The sequence below is a fragment of the Serratia sp. FGI94 genome, from assembly GCF_000330865.1.
GTDB lineage: Bacteria > Pseudomonadota > Gammaproteobacteria > Enterobacterales > Enterobacteriaceae > Serratia_B > Serratia_B rubidaea.
Genome location: NC_020064.1, coordinates 2,661,479 through 2,682,844 on the forward strand (window position 1 = coordinate 2,661,479; position 21,366 = coordinate 2,682,844).

The 21,366-nt window shown below is 59.0% G+C and carries 21 protein-coding genes and 1 pseudogene; 9 read left to right on the forward strand and 13 right to left on the reverse strand.

What is annotated here, in order from left to right; all coding sequences use genetic code 11:
- Positions 1-20 precede the first annotated feature (20 nt).
- A complete protein-coding gene (gene znuA / locus D781_RS12075; protein ID WP_015672614.1) occupies positions 21-950 on the reverse strand; it encodes a zinc ABC transporter substrate-binding protein ZnuA in 930 nt (309 codons plus the stop codon).
- Positions 951-1,027: 77 nt separating this feature from the next.
- Between znuA and znuC the strand changes: the two genes are divergently transcribed.
- Both znuC and znuB read left to right on the forward strand, forming a co-directional pair.
- Complete coding sequence (gene znuC, locus D781_RS12080; protein ID WP_015672615.1) at positions 1,028-1,786, forward strand: zinc ABC transporter ATP-binding protein ZnuC; 759 nt, start codon at positions 1,028-1,030, stop codon at positions 1,784-1,786.
- Complete coding sequence (gene znuB, locus D781_RS12085; RefSeq protein WP_015672616.1) at positions 1,783-2,568, forward strand: zinc ABC transporter permease subunit ZnuB; 786 nt, start codon at positions 1,783-1,785, stop codon at positions 2,566-2,568. Before znuC ends, znuB begins: the two co-directional genes overlap by 4 nt.
- A gap of 17 nt (positions 2,569-2,585) precedes the next feature.
- Here the strand turns inward: znuB and D781_RS12090 are convergent.
- The 8 genes and pseudogenes from D781_RS12090 to D781_RS12130 all read right to left on the reverse strand — a co-directional run bounded on the left by D781_RS12090 (position 2,586) and on the right by D781_RS12130 (position 9,615).
- Positions 2,586-3,831: pseudogene (locus D781_RS12090) on the reverse strand (IS3 family transposase).
- 115 nt (positions 3,832-3,946) lie between these two features.
- Positions 3,947-4,951 carry a Holliday junction branch migration DNA helicase RuvB gene (ruvB, locus tag D781_RS12100; protein WP_015672617.1) on the reverse strand — a complete coding sequence of 335 codons (1,005 nt, stop codon included), beginning with the start codon at positions 4,949-4,951 and terminating at the stop codon, positions 3,947-3,949.
- 19 nt (positions 4,952-4,970) lie between these two features.
- The gene (gene ruvA, locus D781_RS12105; protein WP_015672618.1) at positions 4,971-5,585 is read right to left on the reverse strand and encodes a Holliday junction branch migration protein RuvA; all 615 of its coding nucleotides are present in this window, start codon (positions 5,583-5,585) and stop codon (positions 4,971-4,973) included.
- A 133-nt stretch (positions 5,586-5,718) separates the two neighbouring features.
- Positions 5,719-6,240: a crossover junction endodeoxyribonuclease RuvC gene (ruvC, locus tag D781_RS12110; protein ID WP_015672619.1), complete on the reverse strand. Its 522-nt coding sequence runs from the start codon at positions 6,238-6,240 to the stop codon at positions 5,719-5,721.
- Between the two features lie 73 nt (positions 6,241-6,313).
- Positions 6,314-7,057: a YebC/PmpR family DNA-binding transcriptional regulator gene (locus D781_RS12115; RefSeq protein WP_015672620.1), complete on the reverse strand. Its 744-nt coding sequence runs from the start codon at positions 7,055-7,057 to the stop codon at positions 6,314-6,316.
- Between the two features lie 19 nt (positions 7,058-7,076).
- Positions 7,077-7,523, reverse strand: a complete 447-nt coding sequence (gene nudB / locus D781_RS12120) for a dihydroneopterin triphosphate diphosphatase (protein WP_015672621.1) — start codon at positions 7,521-7,523, stop codon at positions 7,077-7,079.
- Positions 7,523-9,316, reverse strand: a complete 1,794-nt coding sequence (gene aspS, locus D781_RS12125; protein ID WP_015672622.1) for an aspartate--tRNA ligase — start codon at positions 9,314-9,316, stop codon at positions 7,523-7,525. The genes nudB and aspS overlap by 1 nt, the downstream gene beginning before the upstream one ends.
- A gap of 11 nt (positions 9,317-9,327) precedes the next feature.
- Positions 9,328-9,615, reverse strand: a complete 288-nt coding sequence (locus D781_RS12130) for a zinc ribbon domain-containing protein (protein WP_225365585.1) — start codon at positions 9,613-9,615, stop codon at positions 9,328-9,330.
- Positions 9,616-9,807: 192 nt separating this feature from the next.
- Here D781_RS12130 and D781_RS12135 point away from each other — a divergent pair, with 192 nt between their 5' ends.
- From D781_RS12135 to cmoB, 5 genes are all read left to right on the forward strand, one after another.
- Positions 9,808-10,380, forward strand: coding sequence for a hydrolase (locus tag D781_RS12135; protein WP_015672624.1), 573 nt, complete (start codon positions 9,808-9,810; stop codon positions 10,378-10,380).
- A gap of 72 nt (positions 10,381-10,452) precedes the next feature.
- Positions 10,453-11,265 carry a DUF72 domain-containing protein gene (locus D781_RS12140; protein WP_015672625.1) on the forward strand — a complete coding sequence of 271 codons (813 nt, stop codon included), beginning with the start codon at positions 10,453-10,455 and terminating at the stop codon, positions 11,263-11,265.
- 102 nt (positions 11,266-11,367) lie between these two features.
- Positions 11,368-11,763: an MAPEG family protein gene (locus D781_RS12145; RefSeq protein WP_015672626.1), complete on the forward strand. Its 396-nt coding sequence runs from the start codon at positions 11,368-11,370 to the stop codon at positions 11,761-11,763.
- Between the two features lie 113 nt (positions 11,764-11,876).
- A complete protein-coding gene (cmoA, locus tag D781_RS12150) occupies positions 11,877-12,620 on the forward strand; it encodes a carboxy-S-adenosyl-L-methionine synthase CmoA (protein ID WP_015672627.1) in 744 nt (247 codons plus the stop codon).
- Complete coding sequence (gene cmoB / locus D781_RS12155; protein WP_015672628.1) at positions 12,617-13,588, forward strand: tRNA 5-methoxyuridine(34)/uridine 5-oxyacetic acid(34) synthase CmoB; 972 nt, start codon at positions 12,617-12,619, stop codon at positions 13,586-13,588. The genes cmoA and cmoB overlap by 4 nt, the downstream gene beginning before the upstream one ends.
- A gap of 81 nt (positions 13,589-13,669) precedes the next feature.
- Here cmoB and D781_RS12160 read toward each other — a convergent pair whose 3' ends face one another.
- Together D781_RS12160 and cutC are read right to left on the reverse strand one after the other, a co-directional pair.
- Complete coding sequence (locus D781_RS12160) at positions 13,670-14,383, reverse strand: HPP family protein (RefSeq protein ID WP_015672629.1); 714 nt, start codon at positions 14,381-14,383, stop codon at positions 13,670-13,672.
- Between the two features lie 138 nt (positions 14,384-14,521).
- Positions 14,522-15,280 (reverse strand): copper homeostasis protein CutC, encoded by a 759-nt coding sequence (gene cutC / locus D781_RS12165; RefSeq protein WP_015672630.1) that lies wholly within the window; start codon positions 15,278-15,280, stop codon positions 14,522-14,524.
- A 101-nt stretch (positions 15,281-15,381) separates the two neighbouring features.
- On the opposite strand from cutC, the gene D781_RS12170 reads away from it, so the two are divergent.
- Positions 15,382-16,530 carry a PatB family C-S lyase gene (locus tag D781_RS12170; RefSeq protein WP_015672631.1) on the forward strand — a complete coding sequence of 383 codons (1,149 nt, stop codon included), beginning with the start codon at positions 15,382-15,384 and terminating at the stop codon, positions 16,528-16,530.
- Here the strand turns inward: D781_RS12170 and D781_RS12175 are convergent.
- Positions 16,527-17,090 (reverse strand): VOC family protein, encoded by a 564-nt coding sequence (locus D781_RS12175; RefSeq protein ID WP_015672632.1) that lies wholly within the window; start codon positions 17,088-17,090, stop codon positions 16,527-16,529. The two genes, D781_RS12170 and D781_RS12175, sit on opposite strands and share 4 nt — an antisense overlap.
- A gap of 887 nt (positions 17,091-17,977) precedes the next feature.
- Here D781_RS12175 and argS point away from each other — a divergent pair.
- The gene (gene argS / locus D781_RS12180) at positions 17,978-19,708 is read left to right on the forward strand and encodes an arginine--tRNA ligase (RefSeq protein ID WP_015672633.1); all 1,731 of its coding nucleotides are present in this window, start codon (positions 17,978-17,980) and stop codon (positions 19,706-19,708) included.
- A gap of 70 nt (positions 19,709-19,778) precedes the next feature.
- On the opposite strand, the gene murJ is transcribed toward argS, so the two are convergent.
- Positions 19,779-21,314 carry a murein biosynthesis integral membrane protein MurJ gene (gene murJ, locus D781_RS12185; protein ID WP_015672634.1) on the reverse strand — a complete coding sequence of 512 codons (1,536 nt, stop codon included), beginning with the start codon at positions 21,312-21,314 and terminating at the stop codon, positions 19,779-19,781.
- Positions 21,315-21,366: the final 52 nt, after the last annotated feature.

Here is a 21,366-nt window from a genome sequence, read left to right on the forward strand (position 1 = left end):
CTTGGATATCCTCATAAGCTTTACTTCAGGCAGCTCACGTATTGGTTCGACAGCGCAGTCAGGAAGTTCCCGTAGCTGTCCTTCCCCAATGCGATGCCGCTACCTAACGGGTCCAGCGTTCCGGAACGCACCTTGGTACCCTTGGCAACGGCATTGATTACGGCCGGCCTGAATTGTGGCTCAGCAAAAACGCATACTGCTTTCTGCTCAACCAACTGTGTTCGAATTTGGTGTAAGCGCTGTGCTCCAGGCTGGATTTCAGGGTTAACGGTAAAATGGCCCAGTGGGCTCAAGCCGTAGTGTTTTTCGAAATAGCCGTAAGCATCATGAAAAACAAAATATCCCTTACCTTGCACAGGCGTAAGCATCTTACCAACATTTTTGTCAGTTTGCGTCAGCAGATTCTCGAATTGACGCAGGTTCGCGTCTAGTTTGTCTTTATTTTGCGGCATAAGTTCCAACAATCTGTCATGAATCGCGATCGCAGTCACTTTTGCCATTTCCGGTGACAGCCAGAGGTGCATATTGTATTCGCCATGATGGTGCCCATGATCGTGTTCGTGCTCGTCGCCGTGGCCTTCATGGTCGTGCCCCCCTTCGGCATCTTTTTGCAGCAGCGGCTTCACCGCCGGCAGCGCGGCGACGGACAGCTGCTTTTGCGCGTCAATCGGCTGCAGCGGTTTGCTGAGAAACGCCTCTAAATCCGGGCCGACCCACACCACCAGGTCGGCCGAGCGCAGGCGCCGCAGGTCGGAAGGACGCAGCGCGAAATCATGCGGCGACGCGCCGTTCGGCAGTAAAACTTCGGTTTCCGTTACGCCATCGGCGATGGCGGAGGCAATAAACCCCAGCGGCCGGATCGATGTCACCACCGCCGCCGTCGCACTGCCGGCCATCATCAGGGTGCTTGCCAGCAGCGCGCGCTGCAGCCATTTTTTTTTCTGTATCATCGTGTGTTATCCCGTCGTGTTTGTCAGCGAAGCGTGATATTATAACATTCGGTAAGTTCTGCAAGATGTAATCAGAAATGTCTACACTGACAACGTTAAAAAATATCTCCGTCTCGTTCGGCAACCGCAACGTGCTGTCGAACGTGTCTCTCAGCCTGCAACCCGGCCGCATCCTGACGCTGCTGGGGCCGAACGGTGCGGGTAAGTCTACGCTGGTGCGGGTGGTGCTGGGGCTGATTGCGCCGACCAAAGGTGACATTGAGCGTCAGCCGGGCCTGCGCATCGGCTATGTGCCGCAAAAGCTGCACCTGGACGCCACCCTGCCCCTGACGGTCAGCCGGTTTATGCGCCTCAAGCCCGGGGTCAAAAAGGCGGATATTCTGCCGGCGCTCAAACGGGTACAGGCGGCGCACCTGCTGGAGCAGCCGATGCAAAAGCTGTCCGGCGGCGAAACCCAGCGCGTGCTGCTGGCCCGGGCGCTGTTAAACCGCCCGCAGCTGCTGGTGCTGGATGAACCGACGCAGGGCGTCGACGTCAACGGCCAACTGGCGCTGTACGATCTGATCGATCGGCTGCGTCATGAGCTGGACTGCGCCGTGCTGATGGTTTCCCACGATCTGCATCTGGTGATGGCAAAAACCGACGAGGTGCTGTGCCTGAACCAGCATATCTGCTGTTCCGGCACGCCGGAAGTGGTGTCAACGCACCCTGAATTTATCGCCATGTTCGGCAACCGCGGCGCAGAGCAGTTGGCCATTTACCGCCACCACCATAACCACCGTCACGATTTAAAGGGACGTATCGTATTGAAGAAAACCGGGAGTCGTGACGCATGATCGAACTGTTATTACCGGGCTGGCTGGCCGGTATTCTGCTGGCCGCCGCCGCCGGGCCGCTGGGCTCATTTGTCGTCTGGCGCCGTATGTCCTATTTCGGCGATACGTTGGCGCACGCCTCCCTGCTGGGCGTCGCCTTCGGCCTGCTGCTGGATATTAATCCGTTCTATGCGGTTATCGCCGTGACCCTGTTGTTGGCACTGCTGCTGGTGTGGCTGGAGCGGCGTCCGCAGCTCTCCCTCGATACCCTGCTGGGCATTATGGCGCATAGCGCGCTGTCGCTTGGCCTGGTGGTGGTGGCGCTGATGTCCGATGTGCGCGTCGATCTGATGGCCTACCTGTTTGGCGATCTGCTGTCGGTCACCACGGATGACATCATGATGATTGCCGTCGGCGTGGCGATCGTTCTGCTGGTGCTCTACTGGCAGTGGCGTAATCTGCTGTCGATGACCATCAGCCCGGAGATGGCGCACGTTGACGGCGTGAATCTGGCGCGCACGCGCATCGTGCTGATGATGGTGACCGCGCTAACCATCGGTCTGGCGATGAAATTTGTCGGCGCGCTGATTATCACGTCGCTGTTGATTATTCCGGCCGCCACCGCACGCCGCTTTGCCCGCACGCCGGAGCAGATGGCGGGCATCGCCGTGCTGATCGGCATGCTGGCAGTAACCGGCGGCCTGACTTTCTCGGCATTTTACGATACGCCGGCCGGCCCGTCGGTGGTGCTGTGCGCCGCCATGCTGTTTGTTTTCAGCCTGGCTAAAAAGCAGCAGGCGTAATCACCGCCGCGCAGTGACTAGTCCTGATATAGGTTGACACTTTTCAGCCGGATAACGCCCGATGAACCTCATCGGGCGTTTTGTATTTCAGCGACAGGTGCGGCCGCTGTGTGTTGTAGATGTTCACCGACTCCCTGACCATCTTTTTTGCCTGTACGATGTCTTCTGGCCTGCCGAGCAGATATTCCGTTTTAAGTATCCCATTTACCCGTTCCGCCAGCGCATTCTGGTAACAGTCATACCCGTCCGTCATCGAGCAAGTGACACCATACCTTTGATGTAACGCCTGATATTCCTGCGAACAGTACTGGATACCCCTATCCGAGTGGTGCACCAGCGGCAACGTCGTGCGTCTGCCGGCCAGCGCCATTTTGAACGCGCAGGCGACGTGTCGGGTATGCAGACTGTCATGTACATGATACCCCACGATTTTTCTCGACCAGGCATCCGTTATCAGGCTGACATACGCCGTTCCCGTCCTCAGCGGCAGGTAGGTGATATCCGCCACCCACACCTGTTCCGGACGGCTGGCTATTACTTGATTGTCTCCTGCTTTCAGCAGGTTGGGATGGCGATAAAAACGATGATGGCTGTGCGTCGTCTTGTGATATGCCCGTTTAGGCATCACCAGTAACCGCGCGCAGCGCAGGATACTGAACAGCCGGTCGCGGCCCACATGCAACGCCGGTTCCGGGCGTTGCCGCAACAGGTGATGCAACTTACGCGTCCCCAGTCGGGGCTGATGCAAGCGGATAGCCGTTACCTGTGCGACGAGATGCCGGGCCTGCTCCTCTCTGCCTGCCTCTCGCTGCAGAGACTGATACCACGCTTGTCGGCTGATGCCCATCCATCGGCAGGCCCGCGTTACTGTGAGTCCCGGTACTTGTGTTTGCGCGATAAGGCGGTTAACTGCTTTTTTGTCAGCGTAGCACCAAAGTCGGTATTCATCACTTTGACGACGGCTTCGAAGAACTGGGCTTTGACTTCAGATTCAGCCAGTTGCTGCTCAAGTTCTTTAATTCGCTGTTCGGGCGTCAGGGGAAGTTTGGGCATGTTGCCTCCGCACTTTTGGGGGGAAGGAGAAGTCCGCCAGTCAAGTTGACCGTATTTGCGCAGCCAGTTCATGACGGTTGCGTTGCCTTGGATACCATAACGGTCTGCGGCCTGACGACAAGTCATTTCACCTTTTTCGACCTGTTCGACAACGGCTAACTTAAAGGATAGAGAGTAATCGCGTTGTGTGCGTTTAACATACTGGTTCATCACATTTTCCTCTGTACGTGAGTAAAATGTGTCAACGTTATTTAGGACGGGTCACAGTCAGTAAAAAGGGTCGCTTAACGCGACCCTTTTGTTTTCCGCCGGTTCGTCCGCTGGCTTACTCTTCGCGCTCAATGCCAAAATGCTTATAGGCGTGATTGGTCGCCATGCGTCCGCGCGGCGTGCGCTGAATAAAGCCCTGCTGGATCAGGAACGGCTCAATCACGTCTTCGATCGTTTCACGCTCTTCACCAATCGCCGCCGCCAGGTTATCCAGCCCCACCGGCCCGCCGGTGAACTTATCGATAATCGCCAGCAGCAGCTTACGGTCCATATAGTCGAACCCTTCCGCATCCACATTCAGCATATTCAGCGCCTGCGCCGCCACCTCTCCGGTCATCTGGCCGTCGGCGCGCACCTCGGCGAAGTCGCGCACCCGGCGCAACAGGCGGTTGGCGATACGCGGGGTGCCGCGTGCGCGCCGCGCCACCTCATGCGCGCCGTCAGGCGACAGCGTCAACCCCAGGCAGCTGGCGCTACGCGACACGATATGCTCCAGATCGGCAACCTGGTAAAACTCCAGCCGTTGAACAATGCCGAAGCGATCGCGCAGCGGCGAAGTCAGCGAGCCGGCGCGGGTAGTGGCGCCCACCAGAGTGAACGGCGGCAGATCGATTTTAATCGAGCGCGCCGCCGGCCCTTCGCCGATCATGATATCCAGCTGATAGTCTTCCATTGCCGGATACAGTACCTCTTCCACCGCCGGCGACAGCCGGTGAATTTCATCGATAAACAGCACGTCGTGCGGTTCAAGGTTGGTGAGCATCGCCGCCAGGTCACCGGCCTTCTCCAGCACCGGGCCGGAGGTGGTGCGCAGGTTGACGCCCATCTCGTTGGCGACAATATTGGCCAGCGTGGTTTTGCCCAGCCCCGGCGGCCCGAAAATCAACAGGTGATCGAGCGCGTCGCCCCGCAACCTGGCCGCCTGAATAAAGATTTCCATCTGCTCGCGCACGTGCGGTTGCCCCACGTACTCCGCCAGCATTTTGGGGCGGATGGCGCGGTCGATCACCTCTTCTTCCGTGATCGGCTCGGCTGAGATCAGGCGGTCAGCTTCAATCATGTTTTATCCTTCCCGACGGTTACAGGGCCGCGCGCAGCGCGTCGCGGATCAGGGTTTCGCAATCGGCGCCCGGCTTGGCGACCTTGCTGACCATGCGGCTGGCCTCCTGCGGTTTGTACCCCAGCGCCACCAGCGCCGCCGCGGCCTCGGCTTCGATATCCGCTTCGGACGCCTTGCCGGCGCGGGCCGGCAGGTTGATTTCGCTGCTGTTGGCGAACAGGTCGCCGTTCAGTCCTTTAAAGCGGTCTTTCATTTCCACCACCAGACGCTCGGCGGTCTTTTTGCCCACGCCCGGCAATTTCACCAGCGCGGTAATTTCTTCACGCTCTACCGTGGTGACAAACTGCTGCGCCGACATGCCGGACAGGATCGCCAGCGCCAGCTTCGGCCCCACGCCGTTAACCTTGATCAGCTCGCGGAACAGCGCGCGCTCCTGCTTATCGTTAAAACCATACAGCAGTTGCGCGTCTTCTCGCACCACAAAATGGGTAAATACGATCGCTTCCTGCCCCAGTTCCGGCAGTTCGTAGAAGCAGGTCATCGGCATATGCACTTCATAACCGACGCCGTTCGCTTCCAGCAACACCAGCGGCGGCTGTTTTTCCAGGATATTCCCTCTGAGACGACCTATCATTTACCCTCCAGCTTCAATTCTTGTTCACGACCCGCGGCCATGCCATGCTGCTAAGCTTATAACATAAAAAAGGCTGGATGAATATCCAGCCCGTTCGTTATCCGCCCGTTATCCCTCCGCAGCCGGATAACGCTTATTTTAAACGTCCGCGCGCCATGCTTAAGCGCCCTTCGCTCATCCGCAGCACGTTCTGGCTGAGATGGCAGTGGGTGATGGCAATCGCCAGCGCATCGGCGGCATCCGCCTGCGGGCTGGCGGAAAGCTTGAGCAATGAACGCACCATATGCTGCACCTGCGCCTTCTCGGCAGCGCCGGTGCCGACCACCGTTTGCTTAACCTGACGGGCGGCGTACTCAAACACTTCGAGGTTCTGGTTGACCGCTGCGACGATCGCCACGCCGCGCGCCTGCCCCAGCTTGAGCGCCGAGTCCGGATTCTTGGCCATAAACACCTGTTCGATGGCGAAAAAGTCCGGCTGGAACTGCGTAATGATCTCGCTGACGCCGGCGTAAATCAGTTTCAGCCGCGTCGGCATATCGTCCACCACGGTGCGGATGCAGCCGCTGGCGATATACGACAGCTGACGCCCCTGCTGGCGAATCAGGCCGTAGCCGGTAATGCGCGAGCCGGGGTCGATACCAAGGATAATCGCCATTATATCGTCCGCTCCGTCTTGCCCGCCCACGGCGTCAGGCGCTGCGTTGCCACAGCGCCAGATTGACCACGCATTACAGCGTAGCCGCCACCTCGTCGGAGATCTCACCGTTGTGGTAAACCTCCTGCACGTCGTCGCAGTCTTCCAGCATATCGATCAGGCGCAGCAGCTTCGGCGCGGTTTCCGCATCCATATCGGCCTTGGTCGACGGGATCATCGACACTTCCGCCGCCTCGGCGGTAAAGCCGGCGCTCGCCAGCGCGTCTTTGACTTCGCCGAGGTTTTCCCAGGCGGTGAACACGTCGATGGCGCCGTCGTCGTAGGTCACGATATCTTCCGCGCCGGCTTCCAGCGCCGCTTCCATCACGCTGTCTTCATCCAGGCCCGGCGCAAAAGTGATCACGCCTTTTTTGGTGAACAGGTAGGCGACGGAACCGTCGGTGCCGAGGTTGCCGCCGCACTTGGTGAAGGCGTGGCGCACTTCCGCCACGGTGCGGTTGCGGTTGTCGCTCAGACAGTCGATCATGATGGCGGTGCCGCCCGGACCATAACCTTCATAGATGATGGTTTCCATGTTGCTGTCGTCTTCACCGCCGACGCCGCGGGCAATGGCGCGGTTCATGGTGTCGCGCGTCATGTTGTTGGACAGCGCTTTGTCCATCGCCGCGCGCAGGCGCGGGTTGGAATCAGGATCGCCGCCGCCCAGCTTGGCCGCCGTGACCAGTTCACGAATAATTTTGGTGAAAATCTTACCGCGTTTGGCGTCTTGCGCCGCTTTACGGTGTTTTGTGTTGGCCCACTTACTATGACCTGCCATAAAAAATCTCCAAAAAAAACTACTGGACTGAATTAATCACAAACTCTTCAATCGCCTGCTGGTTGCTCCACGACTTGGTCAGTTTTACGGCGTCCGCCGCCTCAAGCCATTGGTAAGCGTGATGCTCGGTAATCACCGGATCGCGCTCTGCGGGCAACGCCAGACAGAACCAGTGCTCTTTATTGCGCGTGGTTCCCGGCGCATAGCGATGTCGCAAGTGGACAAAGAGTTCAAACTCCACGCAGCGCTGGCAATCGAACAGCGGCAGATTCTCCGCCAACACGTCGATGCCGACTTCTTCTTTGATTTCACGCTGCGCGGCATGCAGCGGCGATTCATCCGCCTCCAGGCTGCCGGTCACCGACTGCCAGAATTCGGTATCGTCCCGCCGCTGTAACATTAGCACCCGGCCGCTGGAACGCGCATAAATCACCACCAGAACCGACTCGGGGCGTTTATAGTTCATCACGCGTTCTCTGAGTTAGCGTCGTCCGCCGCGCCCTTTTTAACCACGCTGATGGACAGCTCCTGCAGCGCCGCCGGGTTGGCGAAGCTCGGGGCGTCGGTCATCAGACAGGCGGCCGCGGTGGTTTTCGGGAAGGCGATCACGTCGCGGATATTTTCCGTGCCGGTCAGCAGCATCACCAGGCGGTCCAGGCCGAAGGCCAGGCCGGCGTGCGGCGGCGTACCGTACTTCAGCGCATCCAGCAGGAAGCCGAATTTCTCACGCTGTTCGTGCTCGTCGATGCCCAGAATGCCGAACACCGTCTGCTGCATTTCGCTACGGTGAATACGCACCGAGCCGCCGCCCACTTCATAGCCGTTCAGCACCATGTCGTAAGCGTTGGCGATGGCGTCGGTCGGCGCCTGCGCCAGCGCTTCCGGTGAGGTGTCGCGCGGCGCGGTGAACGGATGGTGCATCGCCGCCAGGCCGCCTTCACCGTCTTCTTCGAACATCGGAAAGTCAACCACCCACAGCGGCGCCCAGGCGTCCAGCTTGGTCAGCTGCAGATCGCGGCCCAGCTTCAGACGCAGCGCGCCCATCGCATCGGTGACGATTTTGCTGCTGTCGGCGCCGAAGAACAGAATATCGCCGCTTTGCGCATCGGTGCGCGCCAGCATCGCTTCCAGCACCTCGGCGCTGAGGAATTTGGCGATCGGGCTTTGTACCCCGTCCATCCCCGCAGCGCGGTCATTCACTTTCAGCCACGCCAACCCTTTGGCGCCGTAGATGTTAACAAATGCGCCGTATTCGTCGATCTGCTTACGGGTCAGCTGCGCGCCGCCCGGTACGCGGATGGCCGCCACGCGCCCTTTGGCGTCGTTGGCCGGGCCGGAGAACACTTTAAACTCGACGTCTTTCACCAGATCGGCCACGTCCGTCAGCTCCAGCGGGTTACGCAGGTCCGGCTTGTCGGAACCGTAGCGGCGCATCGCTTCGGCAAAGGTCATGATAGGGAAATCGCCCAGATCCACGCCCTTCACATCCTGCCACAGCTCGCGCACCAGCTGCTCCATCACGGCGCGCACTTGCTCGGCGCTCATAAAGGAGGTTTCGACATCGATCTGGGTAAATTCAGGCTGACGGTCGGCGCGCAGGTCTTCGTCGCGGAAGCATTTGACGATCTGGTAGTAACGGTCAAAGCCGGACATCATCAGCAGCTGTTTGAACAGCTGCGGCGACTGTGGCAGCGCGTAAAACTTGCCTTTATGCACGCGGCTCGGCACCAGATAGTCACGCGCGCCTTCCGGCGTCGCTTTGGTCAGCATCGGCGTTTCAATATCCAGGAAGCCGTGGTCGTCCATAAAGCGGCGGACAAAGCTGGTGATCTTGGCGCGGGTTTTCAGGCGGTCGGCCATCTCCGGACGACGCAGATCCAGGTAGCGGTACTTCAGACGCGCTTCTTCGCTGTTGGTCTGGTTGGCGTCCAGCGGCAGCGGCTCGGAACGATTAATAATCTCGAGCGCATGGGCGAACACTTCCACTTCGCCGGTGGCCATATCTTTATTGATCTGGCTGTCTGGACGCGCACGTACGGTGCCGACGATCTGGATGCAGAATTCGTTGCGCAGTTCGAACGCCTTGTCGAACGCTGCTTTTTTATCCGGATCGAAGAACACCTGCACGATGCCTTCGCGATCGCGCATATCGATAAAGATCAGGCCACCCAAATCGCGGCGGCGGTTTACCCAGCCGCACAAAGTCACTTCCTGGCCCACGTGGGACAGATTCAACTGCCCGCAATATTCAGTACGCATACGCTATCCTTTTACTCAGCCGATGCCGCGCCGGACGTGTTGCCCTGGGCGCCGCTGTTATCTGATGAACTCTTGTTGCCCGGTTTAAAATCAGTCGCGTACCAGCCGGTGCCTTTCAGCTGGAATCCGGCCGCGGAGATCAATTTTGTCAACGCAGGCTGCCCACACGCCGGACAGTCGGTCAACGGCGCATCGGAAAATTTCTGCAATTTCTCTAATCGATGATTGCAAGCACCACATGCATATTCGTAAATCGGCATAGGTCGTTGGATTAAAGAGAGTTGAAAAAAGGCGGCCATTATAAAGGAAATTCATCCGCCCGATAAGTGCGAAGCGCGTATTGTTCTGCGACTAAATGATGCCTTTTTGTCCGAACCACACATTGATTAACAAATTTCCCGTTAACAGCGGCGCAAATATTCACGTAGCCTAGGTTTACGCTTGAATGCGGCTGAGCCGCCCCCATCCCCGTTCCTATATGAGGCAACACCATGCTGAAACTTGATACTTCAACCACCGCGCTGGTGCTGATTGACCTGCAACAGGGCATTTTGCCGTTTGCCGGCGGCCCGCACAGCGCTGAACAGGTGGTCACCCACGCCGCCCATCTGGCGGGACGCTTTCGCGCCCTGGGCGCGCCGGTGATTCTGGTGCGCGTCGGCTGGTCGGCTGGCTTCGACGAAGCGCTGAAACAGCCGGTTGACCAACCGTCTCCGCCGCCGGTCGGCGGCCTGCCCGATAACTGGTGGACCTTCCCGGAAACGCTGGCGGTCAGCGACAACGATATTCTGGTCACCAAACGCCAGTGGGGCGCGTTTTACGGCACCGATCTGGAGCTGCAGCTGCGCCGCCGCGGCATCAAAAGCATCGTGCTCGGCGGCATCGCCACCAATATCGGCGTGGAATCCACCGCGCGCGACGCCTGGGAGCGCGGCTTCGAACTGGTGGTCGCCGAAGATATGTGCAGCGCGCCGAACGCGGACATGCACCAGTTCGCCTTCAAGTATATCTTCCCACGCCTGGCGCGCGTGCGCAGCACCAGCGAAATTCTTGCCGCGCTGTAAGCGACGGGTTAACGTAGACGCTTTCTATTTTTGCGCTGCCCGCCGGGCAGCCGGTAACTGGCGAAGGAACGGATGTATATCGGATTACCGCAATGGCACCACCCCGCCTGGAACCGCATCGGACTGCGGGACCTGGCGGACTACAGCCGTTATTTTAACTGCGTCGAGGGCAACACCACCTTTTATGCCCTGCCGAAAGCAGAGATCGTACAGCGCTGGCGCGCGATGACCCACGACGATTTTCGCTTCTGCTTTAAATTTCCCGCTGAAATCAGTCACAAGGCGGCGTTGCGACACTGCGACGCCGACGTACAGGCTTTTTACCAGTGTCTGGCGCCGCTGGAGCAGCGTATCGGCCAGTTGTGGCTGCAGCTGCCGGCGGCGTTTGGCCCGGCGGAGCTGCCGGCGCTGTGGACGTTTTTCGACGCCTTGCCCGGCGCTTTCACCTACGGCGTCGAAGTACGCCACCCCGCTTTTTTCGCCAAAGGGGAGGAAGAGCGCCTGCTGAATCAGGGGCTGCACCAGCGCGGCATTAACCGGGTGATCCTCGACAGCCGGCCGGTGCACCACGCCGCGCCGCACAGCGCGGCAGTGCGCGACGCCCAGCAAAAAAAGCCGAAGCTGCCGGTACACGCCCTGGTGACCGCCACCAATCCGCTGGTGCGCTTTATCGGCGGCGACGTACTGGACGACAACCTGCGCTGGTTCAACGCCTGGCAACATAAACTGGCGGACTGGCGGCAGCATACGCCCTATCTGTTTATCCATACCCCGGATAACGGCGACTCCCCGCAGCAGGCGCAAAAAATCTGGCAGCGTCTGCGGGAAAACATCCCGTCGCTACCGGCCGCGCCCGACTGGCCCGAACAAGACTCACTGTTTTAACCAATTAATCTGGCGTATTACATCAGATTTTTCTCCGCGACAGTCGTACAAATGGCGGCTATTATGCAGGGGCCAGTTTTTGGTTAGGGAATGGAGTTAAAAATGGTAAGCGCGCTCTATGTGGTGCTCGGCGCATTGTTGTTGATCAAACTCTCTTATGACGTAGTCAAACTCAGGATGCAGTACCGCGTCGCCTACGGCGACGGCGGCTTTTACGAACTGCAGACCGCCATCCGCGTGCACGGCAACGCCGTGGAATATATTCCTATCGCCGCCGTACTGCTGGTGCTGATGGAAATGAACGGCGCGGAAGTGTGGCTGATCCACCTTAGCGGCCTGCTGCTGATCGCCGGACGTCTGGTGCATTTCTACGGTCTGCGCAACCGCGAAGCCCGCTGGCGCGCCTCAGGCATGATCGCTACCTATATCTCCCTGGTGCTGATGGTGCTGGCGAATACCTACTATCTGCCCTGGGAGCTGATCTTCACGCTGCACTGATCCCCCCCTTTCCAGGCGGCGACGCCGCCTGTTTCCACATCGATAATGTGATCTCTGCCGGCGATATCTGTTAGAATACGCCCCTTCGAATTCTGACCTGATTTTTTGCCGCTATGCCAAACCGCGATACTCTGTTTTCCGCCCCTATCGACAAACTGGGCGACTGGACCTTTGATGAACGCGTTGCCGAAGTGTTCCCCGACATGATCCAGCGCTCCGTGCCCGGTTACTCCAATATTATTTCCATGATCGGCATGCTGGCGGAGCGCTTTGTGCAGCCAAGCAGCCAGGTCTACGATCTGGGGTGCTCGCTGGGCGCGGCCACGCTGTCGATGCGGCGGAATATCAGCGTGGCGGACTGCAAAATCATTGCGGTGGACAACTCACCGGCGATGGTCGAGCGCTGCCGGCGCCATATCGACGCCTTCCGCGCCGAGACGCCGGTCGAGGTGATTGAGGCCGATATTCTCGATATCAACATCGAAAACGCCTCCATGGTGGTGCTGAACTTCACCCTGCAATTTCTCGAACCGGCCGATCGCCTGCGCCTGCTGCAGCAGGTTTACCGCGGCCTGCGCCCGGGCGGTGCGCTGGTGCTGTCGGAGAAATTCAGCTTTGAGGACGCGCCGGTCGGCGAACTGCTGTTCAATATGCATCACGACTTCAAGCGCGCCAACGGCTACAGCGAACTGGAGATCAGCCAGAAGCGCAGCATGCTGGAGCATGTGATGCTGACCGACTCGGTTGAAGCCCATAAGGCGCGTCTGCAGCAGGCCGGCTTTGAACACGCGGAAGTGTGGTTCCAGTGCTTTAACTTCGGCTCGCTGATCGCCCTGAAAGCGGGAGAAAGCGCATGATCGAGTTCGGTGACTTTTATCAGCAGATAGCCAAAAGCCCGCTCAGCCACTGGCTGGATACCCTGCCCGCGCAGCTCAGCGCCTGGCAGCGCGAATCGCTGCACGGCAAATTCAAACAGTGGTTTAACGCGGTGGAACACCTGCCGCTGCTGACGCCGGATCGGCTTGACCTGCTGCACGGCGTGCAGGCCGACATGCAGCAGCCGCTGTCCGCCGGCCGGCTCGAAGGCATTGAAACCATGCTGCGCACGCTGATGCCGTGGCGTAAGGGGCCGTTCTCCCTGTACGGCATTGATATCGACACCGAATGGCACTCCGACTGGAAGTGGGACCGCGTGCTGCCGCATATCTCGCCGCTGGCGGGTCGCACCGTGCTCGACGTCGGCTGCGGCAGCGGCTACCACATGTGGCGGATGGTCGGCGCCGGCGCGCAGTTTGTGGTGGGCATCGACCCGATGCAGCTGTTCCTGTGCCAGTTTGAGGCGGTGCGCAAGCTGCTGGGCGGCGACCAGCGCGCGCATCTGCTGCCGCTCGGCATTGAGCAGCTGCCGGAGCTGGCGGCCTTCGACACCGTGTTCTCGATGGGCGTGCTGTACCACCGTCGTTCGCCGCTGGATCACCTGTATCAGCTGAAAAATCAGCTGGTGCGCGAAGGCGAGCTGGTGCTGGAAACGCTGGTGGTGGAAGGCGATCGCCATCAGGTGCTGGTGCCGGGTGACCGCTACGCGCAGATGCGTAACGTTTACTTTATCCCGTCCACCGAAGCGCTGAAGGGCTGGCTGGAAAAATGCGGCTTTGTCGATGTGAAGGTGGCCGACGTCTGCGTCACCAGCCTTGAGGAGCAGCGCCGCACCGGCTGGATGACCAGCGAATCGCTGGCCGACTTCCTCGACCCCGACGATCCAACGAAAACCCGGGAAGGCTACCCGGCGCCGCGCCGCGCCGTGCTGGTGGCGAGAAAGCCGTAACGCCGTCGGAAAACCCTGCATGGCTTGGCCATGCGGGATTCACTATTTCAATACCCGACGAGCGCCGGGTATTTTGAGGCATTAAGCGCCGGCGCGATGACGCTGCTGCGCCAGCCGTTCCGCACGCTGCAGCAACGCCTGCAGGTCGTCTTCGTCAATATCCAGAAAATCGCCGTCCATCAGCGCCTGGTGCAGATCGGCGCGGCTAATCGGCACCTCAAGCGGCACCGGCTCCGGCTTAACCTCGTCGGGCGCTAACGCATGCGGGTAGCGTCGGCCCAGCAGGTTATTAAACACTATCGCCAGCAGCGCCATCAGCACGGAGTTAAGCAGCACCGGCGACCAGACAAACGCATAGCCCAGCTGTTTCACCCCTTCGCCGCCGAGGATCGCCGTCAGCGCCACCGCCCCGCTCGGCGGATGCAGGCAGCGCAGCTTAAACATTACGCCGATCGCCAGGCACGCCGCCACGCCGCAGGCAATACCCGGATCGCCGATCAGCTTGCCGCAGCTGACGCCAATCAGCGCCGCCACCAGGTTACCGCCGACAATCGACCACGGCTGCGCCAGCGGACTGGCCGGCACGGCAAACAGCAGCACCGCCGAGGCGCCCATCGGCGCGACAAACCATAAATTGACGCTGCCCAGCATCCAGTGGCTGACCCAGCCGGCGACCATCAGCCCCAGACCGGCGCCAAGGCTGGCGAGCGCAATCTCTTTATTCCCTGCGACTAACGGATGCGGCCACAAACGCGCGCACCCTATTTTCAACTGCGTGACTATCGGGTTAATCATATTGCCTAATAATGTAAAAATTAACGTTGCGGCAGGAATATATCACAGGAAAAATCTTAGTTAAGCGTTTATAGAGCATAAAAAAACCCGGCAAAGGCCGGGCGACATACATACTGACCAGTTTTCTCCAGGATAAAACTATGCGCTCTGCGCCAGCGGATCGACCAACTCCAGGGCGCCTTTCATCGCTTCCACCATTTCACCGTCAACGCAATAGTGGCTGAACTCGTCAAACTCGTTGTCGGCACACATGGTGACGCCGGCTTTGCGGTAGCGCATGGTGGACGGTACGGTATGCCCGGAAGAGCTGTGCAGCTCCCGAATGCCGATATCGACAAACTTATGCAGATTACTTAAGCGCACGCCGGCGCCGGCCATAATCACCGGCCCCTGACTGGCCTGCAGCAAATCTCGCAGCAGCGGCAATCCCAGCTCGGCATTCTGCTGCTGGCCAGAGGTCAAAATACGCGCCACGCCCAAATCGGTCAGCTGCTGCAGCGCCTGCATCGGGTTTTGGCACATATCAAACGCCCGGTGGAAGGTCACCGCCATACCGCCGCACAGCGCCATCACCTCACGCATGCGCGGCAGGTCGATGTGCCCCTCTTCGTCCAACATGCCGATCACCACGCCGGGGAACCCCAGGTCACGCATCTGTGCCACGTCGTTTTTCATCACGCTGAAATCAACGGCGCTATAGCAGAAATCACCGGCGCGCGGCCGGACGATGGGATGCACCGGAATCGCCAGCCTCTCCCGCGCCAGCGTTAATGAACCGTAACTGGGCGTCAGGCCCCCTTCACTCTGGCTGGAGCACAACTCGATCCGATCCGCTCCTGCGCGTTCAGCCGTCAGCGCACAATCGACGCTATAGCAACAAACTTCCAGTTTAATCATGGTCACCTCCAGATGACGGCCAACTTACTCCCCGTCTTGTTAATCCGCCTACTTGTCGCGTAGGCTGCAAGTATCAGCGAAAAACCATTCAGGGAGTAACTATGGCATTCAATTTTGATCAATGGATAGACCGCAGTCACAGTGACAGCGTGAAATGGGAGAAATATCACGATCGCGATATTATTCCGCTGTGGGTGGCGGATACCGATTTCCAGTCGCCGCCGGCGGTGATCGAGGCGCTGCATCGGCGCGTCGACCACGGCGTATTCGGTTACGGGCGTCCTTCCCCGGCGCTAATTACGCTGTTTGTGCAACGCATGGCGGAACGTTACCAGTGGCACATCCGCCCTGAATGGCTGGTATTTCTGCCCGGGCTGGTCTGCGGTCTGAATCTGTGCGTACGCGCATTTACCCGCGAGGACCAGGGCACCATTGCGCCTTCACCCATTTATCCACCGTTTCGTAAAGCCGCGCAGTTTGCCGAACGCAGCCAGCTGTCGATACCGATGCGTTTGCAAAACCAGCGCTGGCTGCCCGATCTGCCGACGCTCGCCGCACGACTGCAGGGGCAGGAGAAGCTGTTGCTGTTGTGCAATCCGCACAATCCGGGCGGTACGGTGTACCGCCGCGATGAGCTGCTGGCGCTGCAGCAGTTTGCCCAACAGCATGATTGGATTGTCTGTTCCGACGAGATCCACTGCGACCTGCTGCTGGAACCCGGCCTGCAGCATATTCCCTTCGCCGCCCTGAACGAAGACGCCGCCCAGCGCAGCGTCACGCTGATGTCGCCGTCAAAAACCTTCAATATCGCCGGGCTTGGCGCGTCAATGGCGATCGTCCCCAATGAGCATCTACGGCGCACGCTGTGCCGTACGCGTCGCGGCATGGTGCCGGAAGTCGACGTGCTGGCGCTGGTCGCCGCGCAGGCCGCCTATCAGGATGGACAGCCGTGGCTCGATCGGCAGCTCGATTACCTGCGCGCCAACCGCGATCTGGTGATGACGCGCATCAATGCCCTGCCGGGCCTGCATCTGGCGCCGATTGAAGCCACCTATCTGGCATGGATTGACTGCAGCGGGCTGCCGGTCGATAACCCGCATGCCTTCTTTGAGCAGGCCGGCGTCGGCCTGAGCCCCGGACTGGACTTCGGCGACCGCCGCTTCGTACGCCTGAATTTCGGCTGCCAGCGCGCGCTGCTGATACGCGCGCTGGAGCGGATCGAGCGTGCGGTACGCGCCCTGTCCGCTTAGTCGCGCTCGCTGGCGACGATATCGCGAATGGCGTACGGGTGAAATTTGATGGTGACGCTGCCGTCGGTAATCGCCAGCGTCGGGTTCGGTAGGCGTTCGCCTTCCCCCTGCGGCGCGCTCTGTTTCAGCTTGATGCCCGGCGTCAGCAACGCGGCGTCCGGCAACAGCGCCAGCGCGCGCGCATACAGCGTTTTCGGGTCCCCGGCGATCACCAGTTCAACATGTTCCCACCCTTCATGCGGGTAACGCTTGTCGCCGGGGAACGGCAGTTCAATGCAGTCAATCCGCCATGGCCCCAATTGTAACGGCTGATGCAAATCAAACAGGTAAATCGGCCGCCCGTTGATGACCGCGTCAGACATCACCTCGGCACACTGCTTAAAGCCGCGGAGCCAGCGTTCGGCCGTCGCGTTTTGATGGCAGCGTACCGAAATATGGTCAGCCTCAAACTGTGATAAATCAAGCTGCAGCGTTTGGGCGAACTGCGTCAGTGTTTGTTCAAAACGAGGTAAATCCTGCGCCAGGTCCTGCAACTCGGCGATGGTGGATAAAGGATTCATAACATTATTGTCCGCTAAGGCTGTTTTTAGGGGCGTAATTTACCGCGCCTGGGCGCCGAGAGCTACATCTGCCGGCGCGGAAATCATCACGCCGCCGCCAATGCGCAATACGGCAGCGACCGGCAAGAGAAAACACGCCGGAGGAATTATTTCCCCATCAATTAACCATTCGTGCTTCATATATTTTTTAGGATTTTTCCCATAAGAAAAATAGTATAATTACCCAGAAGCACAATATTCGAATTTTGCATGCAAATTAAAACAATAAAAATAACTTTTACTTGTTCTAGCCCTGTTCTACAATAGCATTTCCATAAAGTATTCCAATGCGCTGTCATTGCTTATTATTTGCACGCAACACTAATACATCTCACTGTTTAAAAAGGCATTTTCCAACACACACTCCTGAGACTTATCTTAAATAACCCCTCATTAATTGATTCAGCATAGTAATTAAGTTAGCTTGACACCATGTTATAGCTGAGAAAATGATTATGTTTCTTTTAACGATATCTGTAGTACTCATCGTTATTGCCGTTTATGCAATTTTACGCCATTTCAAAACGCGCCGTGGCAGTGCGTTCGATGGCCGTCGTCGCAAGAAGTAACGGAAGCTTTCCCGTACTCTTTTTATCCCCCCGATAACAAGACCTGTGAATCCGGCCACCCACTTGTGCAAACAGTGGGTGACGTTCTCCCTTTGTTGCCCATCGTTCCTCTCAGACTTTATCCCCCATCCCCGCCGCAACTGCTGACGCGAGGTCATCAATCGGTTACAATTGCAGGCTGTTTTGTGGTTGGCTGCGGACGTGACGTCCCCCCAGAGCCACCGTTGAATCCGTAAAGGCGCAACAGGCGTCTTTGCATCTGTTATTTAAGGTATCCCGGTGAATATTCAGGCACTTCTCTCAGATAAAGTCAGCCAGGCGCTGATTGCCGCAGGCGCACCTGCCGATTGCGAAGCACAGGTCCGTCAATCTGCTAAAGCGCAATTTGGTGATTATCAGGCCAACGGCGTCATGTCCGTTGCCAAAAAGCTTGGCATGCCGCCACGACAGCTGGCAGAAAAAGTCGTTGCGCTGCTGCAGCTGGACGGCATTGCCAGCAAGGTCGAAATCGCCGGCCCGGGTTTCGTCAATATCTTCCTTGACGCCGCCTGGGTCGCCCAGCAGGCCGACGCCGTGCTGCGCGCGCCGAAACTGGGCATTGCGCCGGTAGCGCCGCAGACCATCGTTATCGACTACTCCGCCCCTAACGTGGCGAAAGAGATGCACGTCGGCCACGTGCGCTCCACCATTATCGGCGACGCTGCCGCCCGCACTCAGAGCTTCCTCGGCCATAAGGTGATCCGCGCCAACCACGTCGGCGACTGGGGCACGCAGTTCGGTATGCTGATCGCCTATCTGGAAAAAGTGCAGAACGAGCACGCCGACGAAATGGAGCTGTCGGATCTGGAGCAATTTTATCGTGAAGCCAAGCGTCACTACGACGAAGATGCCGAGTTCGCTGAGCGTGCGCGCGCTTACGTGGTCAAGCTGCAGGGTGGCGATGACTACTGCCTGAAAATGTGGCGCAAGCTGGTGGATATCACCATGGCGCAGAACCAGAAAACCTATCAACGCCTCAACGTCACGCTGACTGAAGACGACGTAATGGGGGAAAGTCTCTACAACGCTATGCTGCCGGGCATCGTGGCTGACCTGAAGGCCAAGGGGCTGGCGGTGGAAAGCGAAGGCGCCACCGTGGTGTTCCTGGACGAATACAAAAACAAAGATGGCGATCCTATGGGCGTCATCATCCAGAAAAAGGACGGCGGCTACCTGTACACCACCACCGATATCGCCTGCGCCAAATACCGCTACGAAACCCTGGGCGCCGACCGCGTGCTGTACTACATCGACTCCCGCCAACACCAGCACCTGATGCAGGCCTGGACCATCGTGCGCAAAGCCGGTTACGTGCCGGAGTCGGTCTCCCTCGAACACCATATGTTCGGCATGATGCTGGGCAAGGACGGTAAGCCGTTTAAAACCCGCTCCGGCGGCACCATCAAGCTGTCCGACCTGCTGGATGAAGCCATTGAGCGCGCCGGCAAGCTGATCGCCGAGAAAAACCCGGATATGCCAGCCGATGAACTGCAAAAGGTGGTCAACGCCGTCGGTATCGGCGCGATCAAATACGCCGACCTGTCGAAAAGCCGCACCACCGACTATATCTTCGACTGGGACAACATGCTGTCCTTCGAAGGCAACACCGCGCCTTATATGCAATATGCCTATACCCGCGTGGCTTCAGTATTCAAACGCGCCGGCGTCGACGAAAGCGACCTGACGCTGCCGCTGGCGATGACCGAAGAGCGTGAGATTGCGCTGGCGACCCGTCTGCTGCAGTTTGAAGAGACCATCACCGTCGTGGCGCGCGAAGGCACCCCGCACGTGATGTGCAGCTACCTGTACGACCTGGCCGGCCTGTTCTCCGGTTTCTATGAACACTGCCAGATCCTCAACGCCGACAGCGAAGAAGCGCGTCAGAGCCGCCTGAAGCTGGCGCTGCTGACCGCCAAAACGCTGAAAACCGGTCTGGATACGCTGGGGATCGAGACCGTCGAGCGGATGTAATCGCCGGTTCTCACATAGCAAAAGGGTCGCCAGAGGCGACCCTTTTTTATTGTTCTGGCACGCGGCGCTGTCAGGCAACGCGGCGGGCAAAGTCCCGCGGCCGGAAGCCCAGCACGCCCAGCACGCCGAAGTAGGCCACCACGCCGGCCACCACCACCACCGCCAGACGCAGCAGACGCTCCAGCATATTGCCGTTGTCCCAGGCCGGCATCAGCCACAGCATACCGACCAGCACCGCCGACATCACCAGCACCGCCGCCACCAGCTTGGTGAGGAACAGCGCCCAACCCGGCTGCGGACGGAAAATATCCTGCTTGCGCAGCTGCCAGTACAGCAACGAGGCGTTCAGACAGGCCGCCAGGCCGATAGACAGCGACAGCCCGGCGTGCTTCAGCGGGCCGATAAACGCCAAGTTCATCACCTGCGTCATAACCAGCGTGACAATGGCGATTTTCACCGGCGTTTTGATGTCCTGGCGCGAGTAGAAGCCCGGCGCCAGCACCTTCACCACGATCAGCCCCATCAGGCCAACGGAGTAGGCCACCAGCGCGCGCTGCGTCATCGCCGCATCAAAGGCGCTGAACTTGCCGTACTGGAACAGCGATACGGTCAGCGGCTTAGCCAAAATACCCAGCGCTATCGCGCTCGGCAGCGCCAGCAGGAAGCACAGGCGCAGCCCCCAGTCCATCAGGCGGGAATACTCATCATGGTTGCCGCTGGCGAAGCTCTTCGCCAACGACGGCAGCAGAATGGTGCCCAGCGCCACGCCCAGCACCCCGGAAGGAAACTCCATCAGGCGGTCAGCGTAGTACATCCAGGACACCGAACCGGAGACCAGAAACGAGGCGAAGATAGTGTTGATAATCAGTGAAATTTGGCTGACCGACACCCCGAGGATCGCCGGCCCCATCTGACGCATCACCCGCCATACGCCGGCATCGCGCCACTTGATGCGCGGCAGCACCAGCATGCCGATCTTGCGCAGGTGCGGCAACTGGTAACCCAGCTGCAACACGCCGCCGGCCACCACCGCCCAGGCCAAGGCCAGCACCGGCGGATTGAAGTAAGGCGCGGCGAACAGGGCAAAACCGATCATGCTGACGTTGAGCAGCGTCGGCGCAAACGCCGGTATTGAGAAACGGTTCCAGGTATTGAGGATCGCCCCCACCAGCGAGGCCAGCGAGATCAGCAAAATATAAGGGAACGTAATGCGCAGCAGCGACGAGGTTAACGCGAATTTGTCCGGCGTGTCGGTAAAGCCCGGCGCGGTGATATAGATCACCCAGGGCGCCGCCAGCATCCCGGCCACCGTCACCAACGCCAGCACCAGCGTCAGCAGGCCGGAGACATAGGCGATAAAGGTGCGCGTCGCCTCTTCACCCTGCTGGCTTTTATATTCGGCGAGGATCGGCACAAAGGCCTGTGAGAACGCGCCTTCGGCAAAGATACGGCGCAGCAGGTTCGGCAGTTTGAACGCCACGAAGAAGGCATCCGTCGCCATGCCGGCGCCAAAAACGCGGGCGACGATAGCGTCACGCGCAAAGCCCAGCACCCGGGAGAACATCGTCATCGAGCTGACGGCTGCCAGTGATTTTAGTAGGTTCATGTGGTTTTTCTGGTGAGTACTACGTGTAAATATCAACGCCTGCGGCAGCAGG

Excerpts from the sequence above, each read along its gene's own strand:
- znuA (WP_015672614.1), bottom strand. The coding sequence starts at position 950 with ATGATACAGAAAAAAAAATGGCTGCAGCGCGCGCTGCTGGCAAGCACC.
- znuC (WP_015672615.1), top strand. The coding sequence starts at position 1,028 with ATGTCTACACTGACAACGTTAAAAAATATCTCCGTCTCGTTCGGCAAC.
- znuB (WP_015672616.1), top strand. The coding sequence starts at position 1,783 with ATGATCGAACTGTTATTACCGGGCTGGCTGGCCGGTATTCTGCTGGCC.
- ruvB (WP_015672617.1), bottom strand. The coding sequence starts at position 4,951 with ATGATTGAAGCTGACCGCCTGATCTCAGCCGAGCCGATCACGGAAGAA.
- ruvA (WP_015672618.1), bottom strand. The coding sequence starts at position 5,585 with ATGATAGGTCGTCTCAGAGGGAATATCCTGGAAAAACAGCCGCCGCTG.
- ruvC (WP_015672619.1), bottom strand. The coding sequence starts at position 6,240 with ATGGCGATTATCCTTGGTATCGACCCCGGCTCGCGCATTACCGGCTAC.
- D781_RS12115 (WP_015672620.1), bottom strand. The coding sequence starts at position 7,057 with ATGGCAGGTCATAGTAAGTGGGCCAACACAAAACACCGTAAAGCGGCG.
- nudB (WP_015672621.1), bottom strand. The coding sequence starts at position 7,523 with ATGAACTATAAACGCCCCGAGTCGGTTCTGGTGGTGATTTATGCGCGT.
- aspS (WP_015672622.1), bottom strand. The coding sequence starts at position 9,316 with ATGCGTACTGAATATTGCGGGCAGTTGAATCTGTCCCACGTGGGCCAG.
- D781_RS12130 (WP_225365585.1), bottom strand. The coding sequence starts at position 9,615 with ATGGCCGCCTTTTTTCAACTCTCTTTAATCCAACGACCTATGCCGATT.
- D781_RS12135 (WP_015672624.1), top strand. The coding sequence starts at position 9,808 with ATGCTGAAACTTGATACTTCAACCACCGCGCTGGTGCTGATTGACCTG.
- D781_RS12140 (WP_015672625.1), top strand. The coding sequence starts at position 10,453 with ATGTATATCGGATTACCGCAATGGCACCACCCCGCCTGGAACCGCATC.
- D781_RS12145 (WP_015672626.1), top strand. The coding sequence starts at position 11,368 with ATGGTAAGCGCGCTCTATGTGGTGCTCGGCGCATTGTTGTTGATCAAA.
- cmoA (WP_015672627.1), top strand. The coding sequence starts at position 11,877 with ATGCCAAACCGCGATACTCTGTTTTCCGCCCCTATCGACAAACTGGGC.
- cmoB (WP_015672628.1), top strand. The coding sequence starts at position 12,617 with ATGATCGAGTTCGGTGACTTTTATCAGCAGATAGCCAAAAGCCCGCTC.
- D781_RS12160 (WP_015672629.1), bottom strand. The coding sequence starts at position 14,383 with ATGATTAACCCGATAGTCACGCAGTTGAAAATAGGGTGCGCGCGTTTG.
- cutC (WP_015672630.1), bottom strand. The coding sequence starts at position 15,280 with ATGATTAAACTGGAAGTTTGTTGCTATAGCGTCGATTGTGCGCTGACG.
- D781_RS12170 (WP_015672631.1), top strand. The coding sequence starts at position 15,382 with ATGGCATTCAATTTTGATCAATGGATAGACCGCAGTCACAGTGACAGC.
- D781_RS12175 (WP_015672632.1), bottom strand. The coding sequence starts at position 17,090 with ATGAATCCTTTATCCACCATCGCCGAGTTGCAGGACCTGGCGCAGGAT.
- murJ (WP_015672634.1), bottom strand. The coding sequence starts at position 21,314 with ATGAACCTACTAAAATCACTGGCAGCCGTCAGCTCGATGACGATGTTC.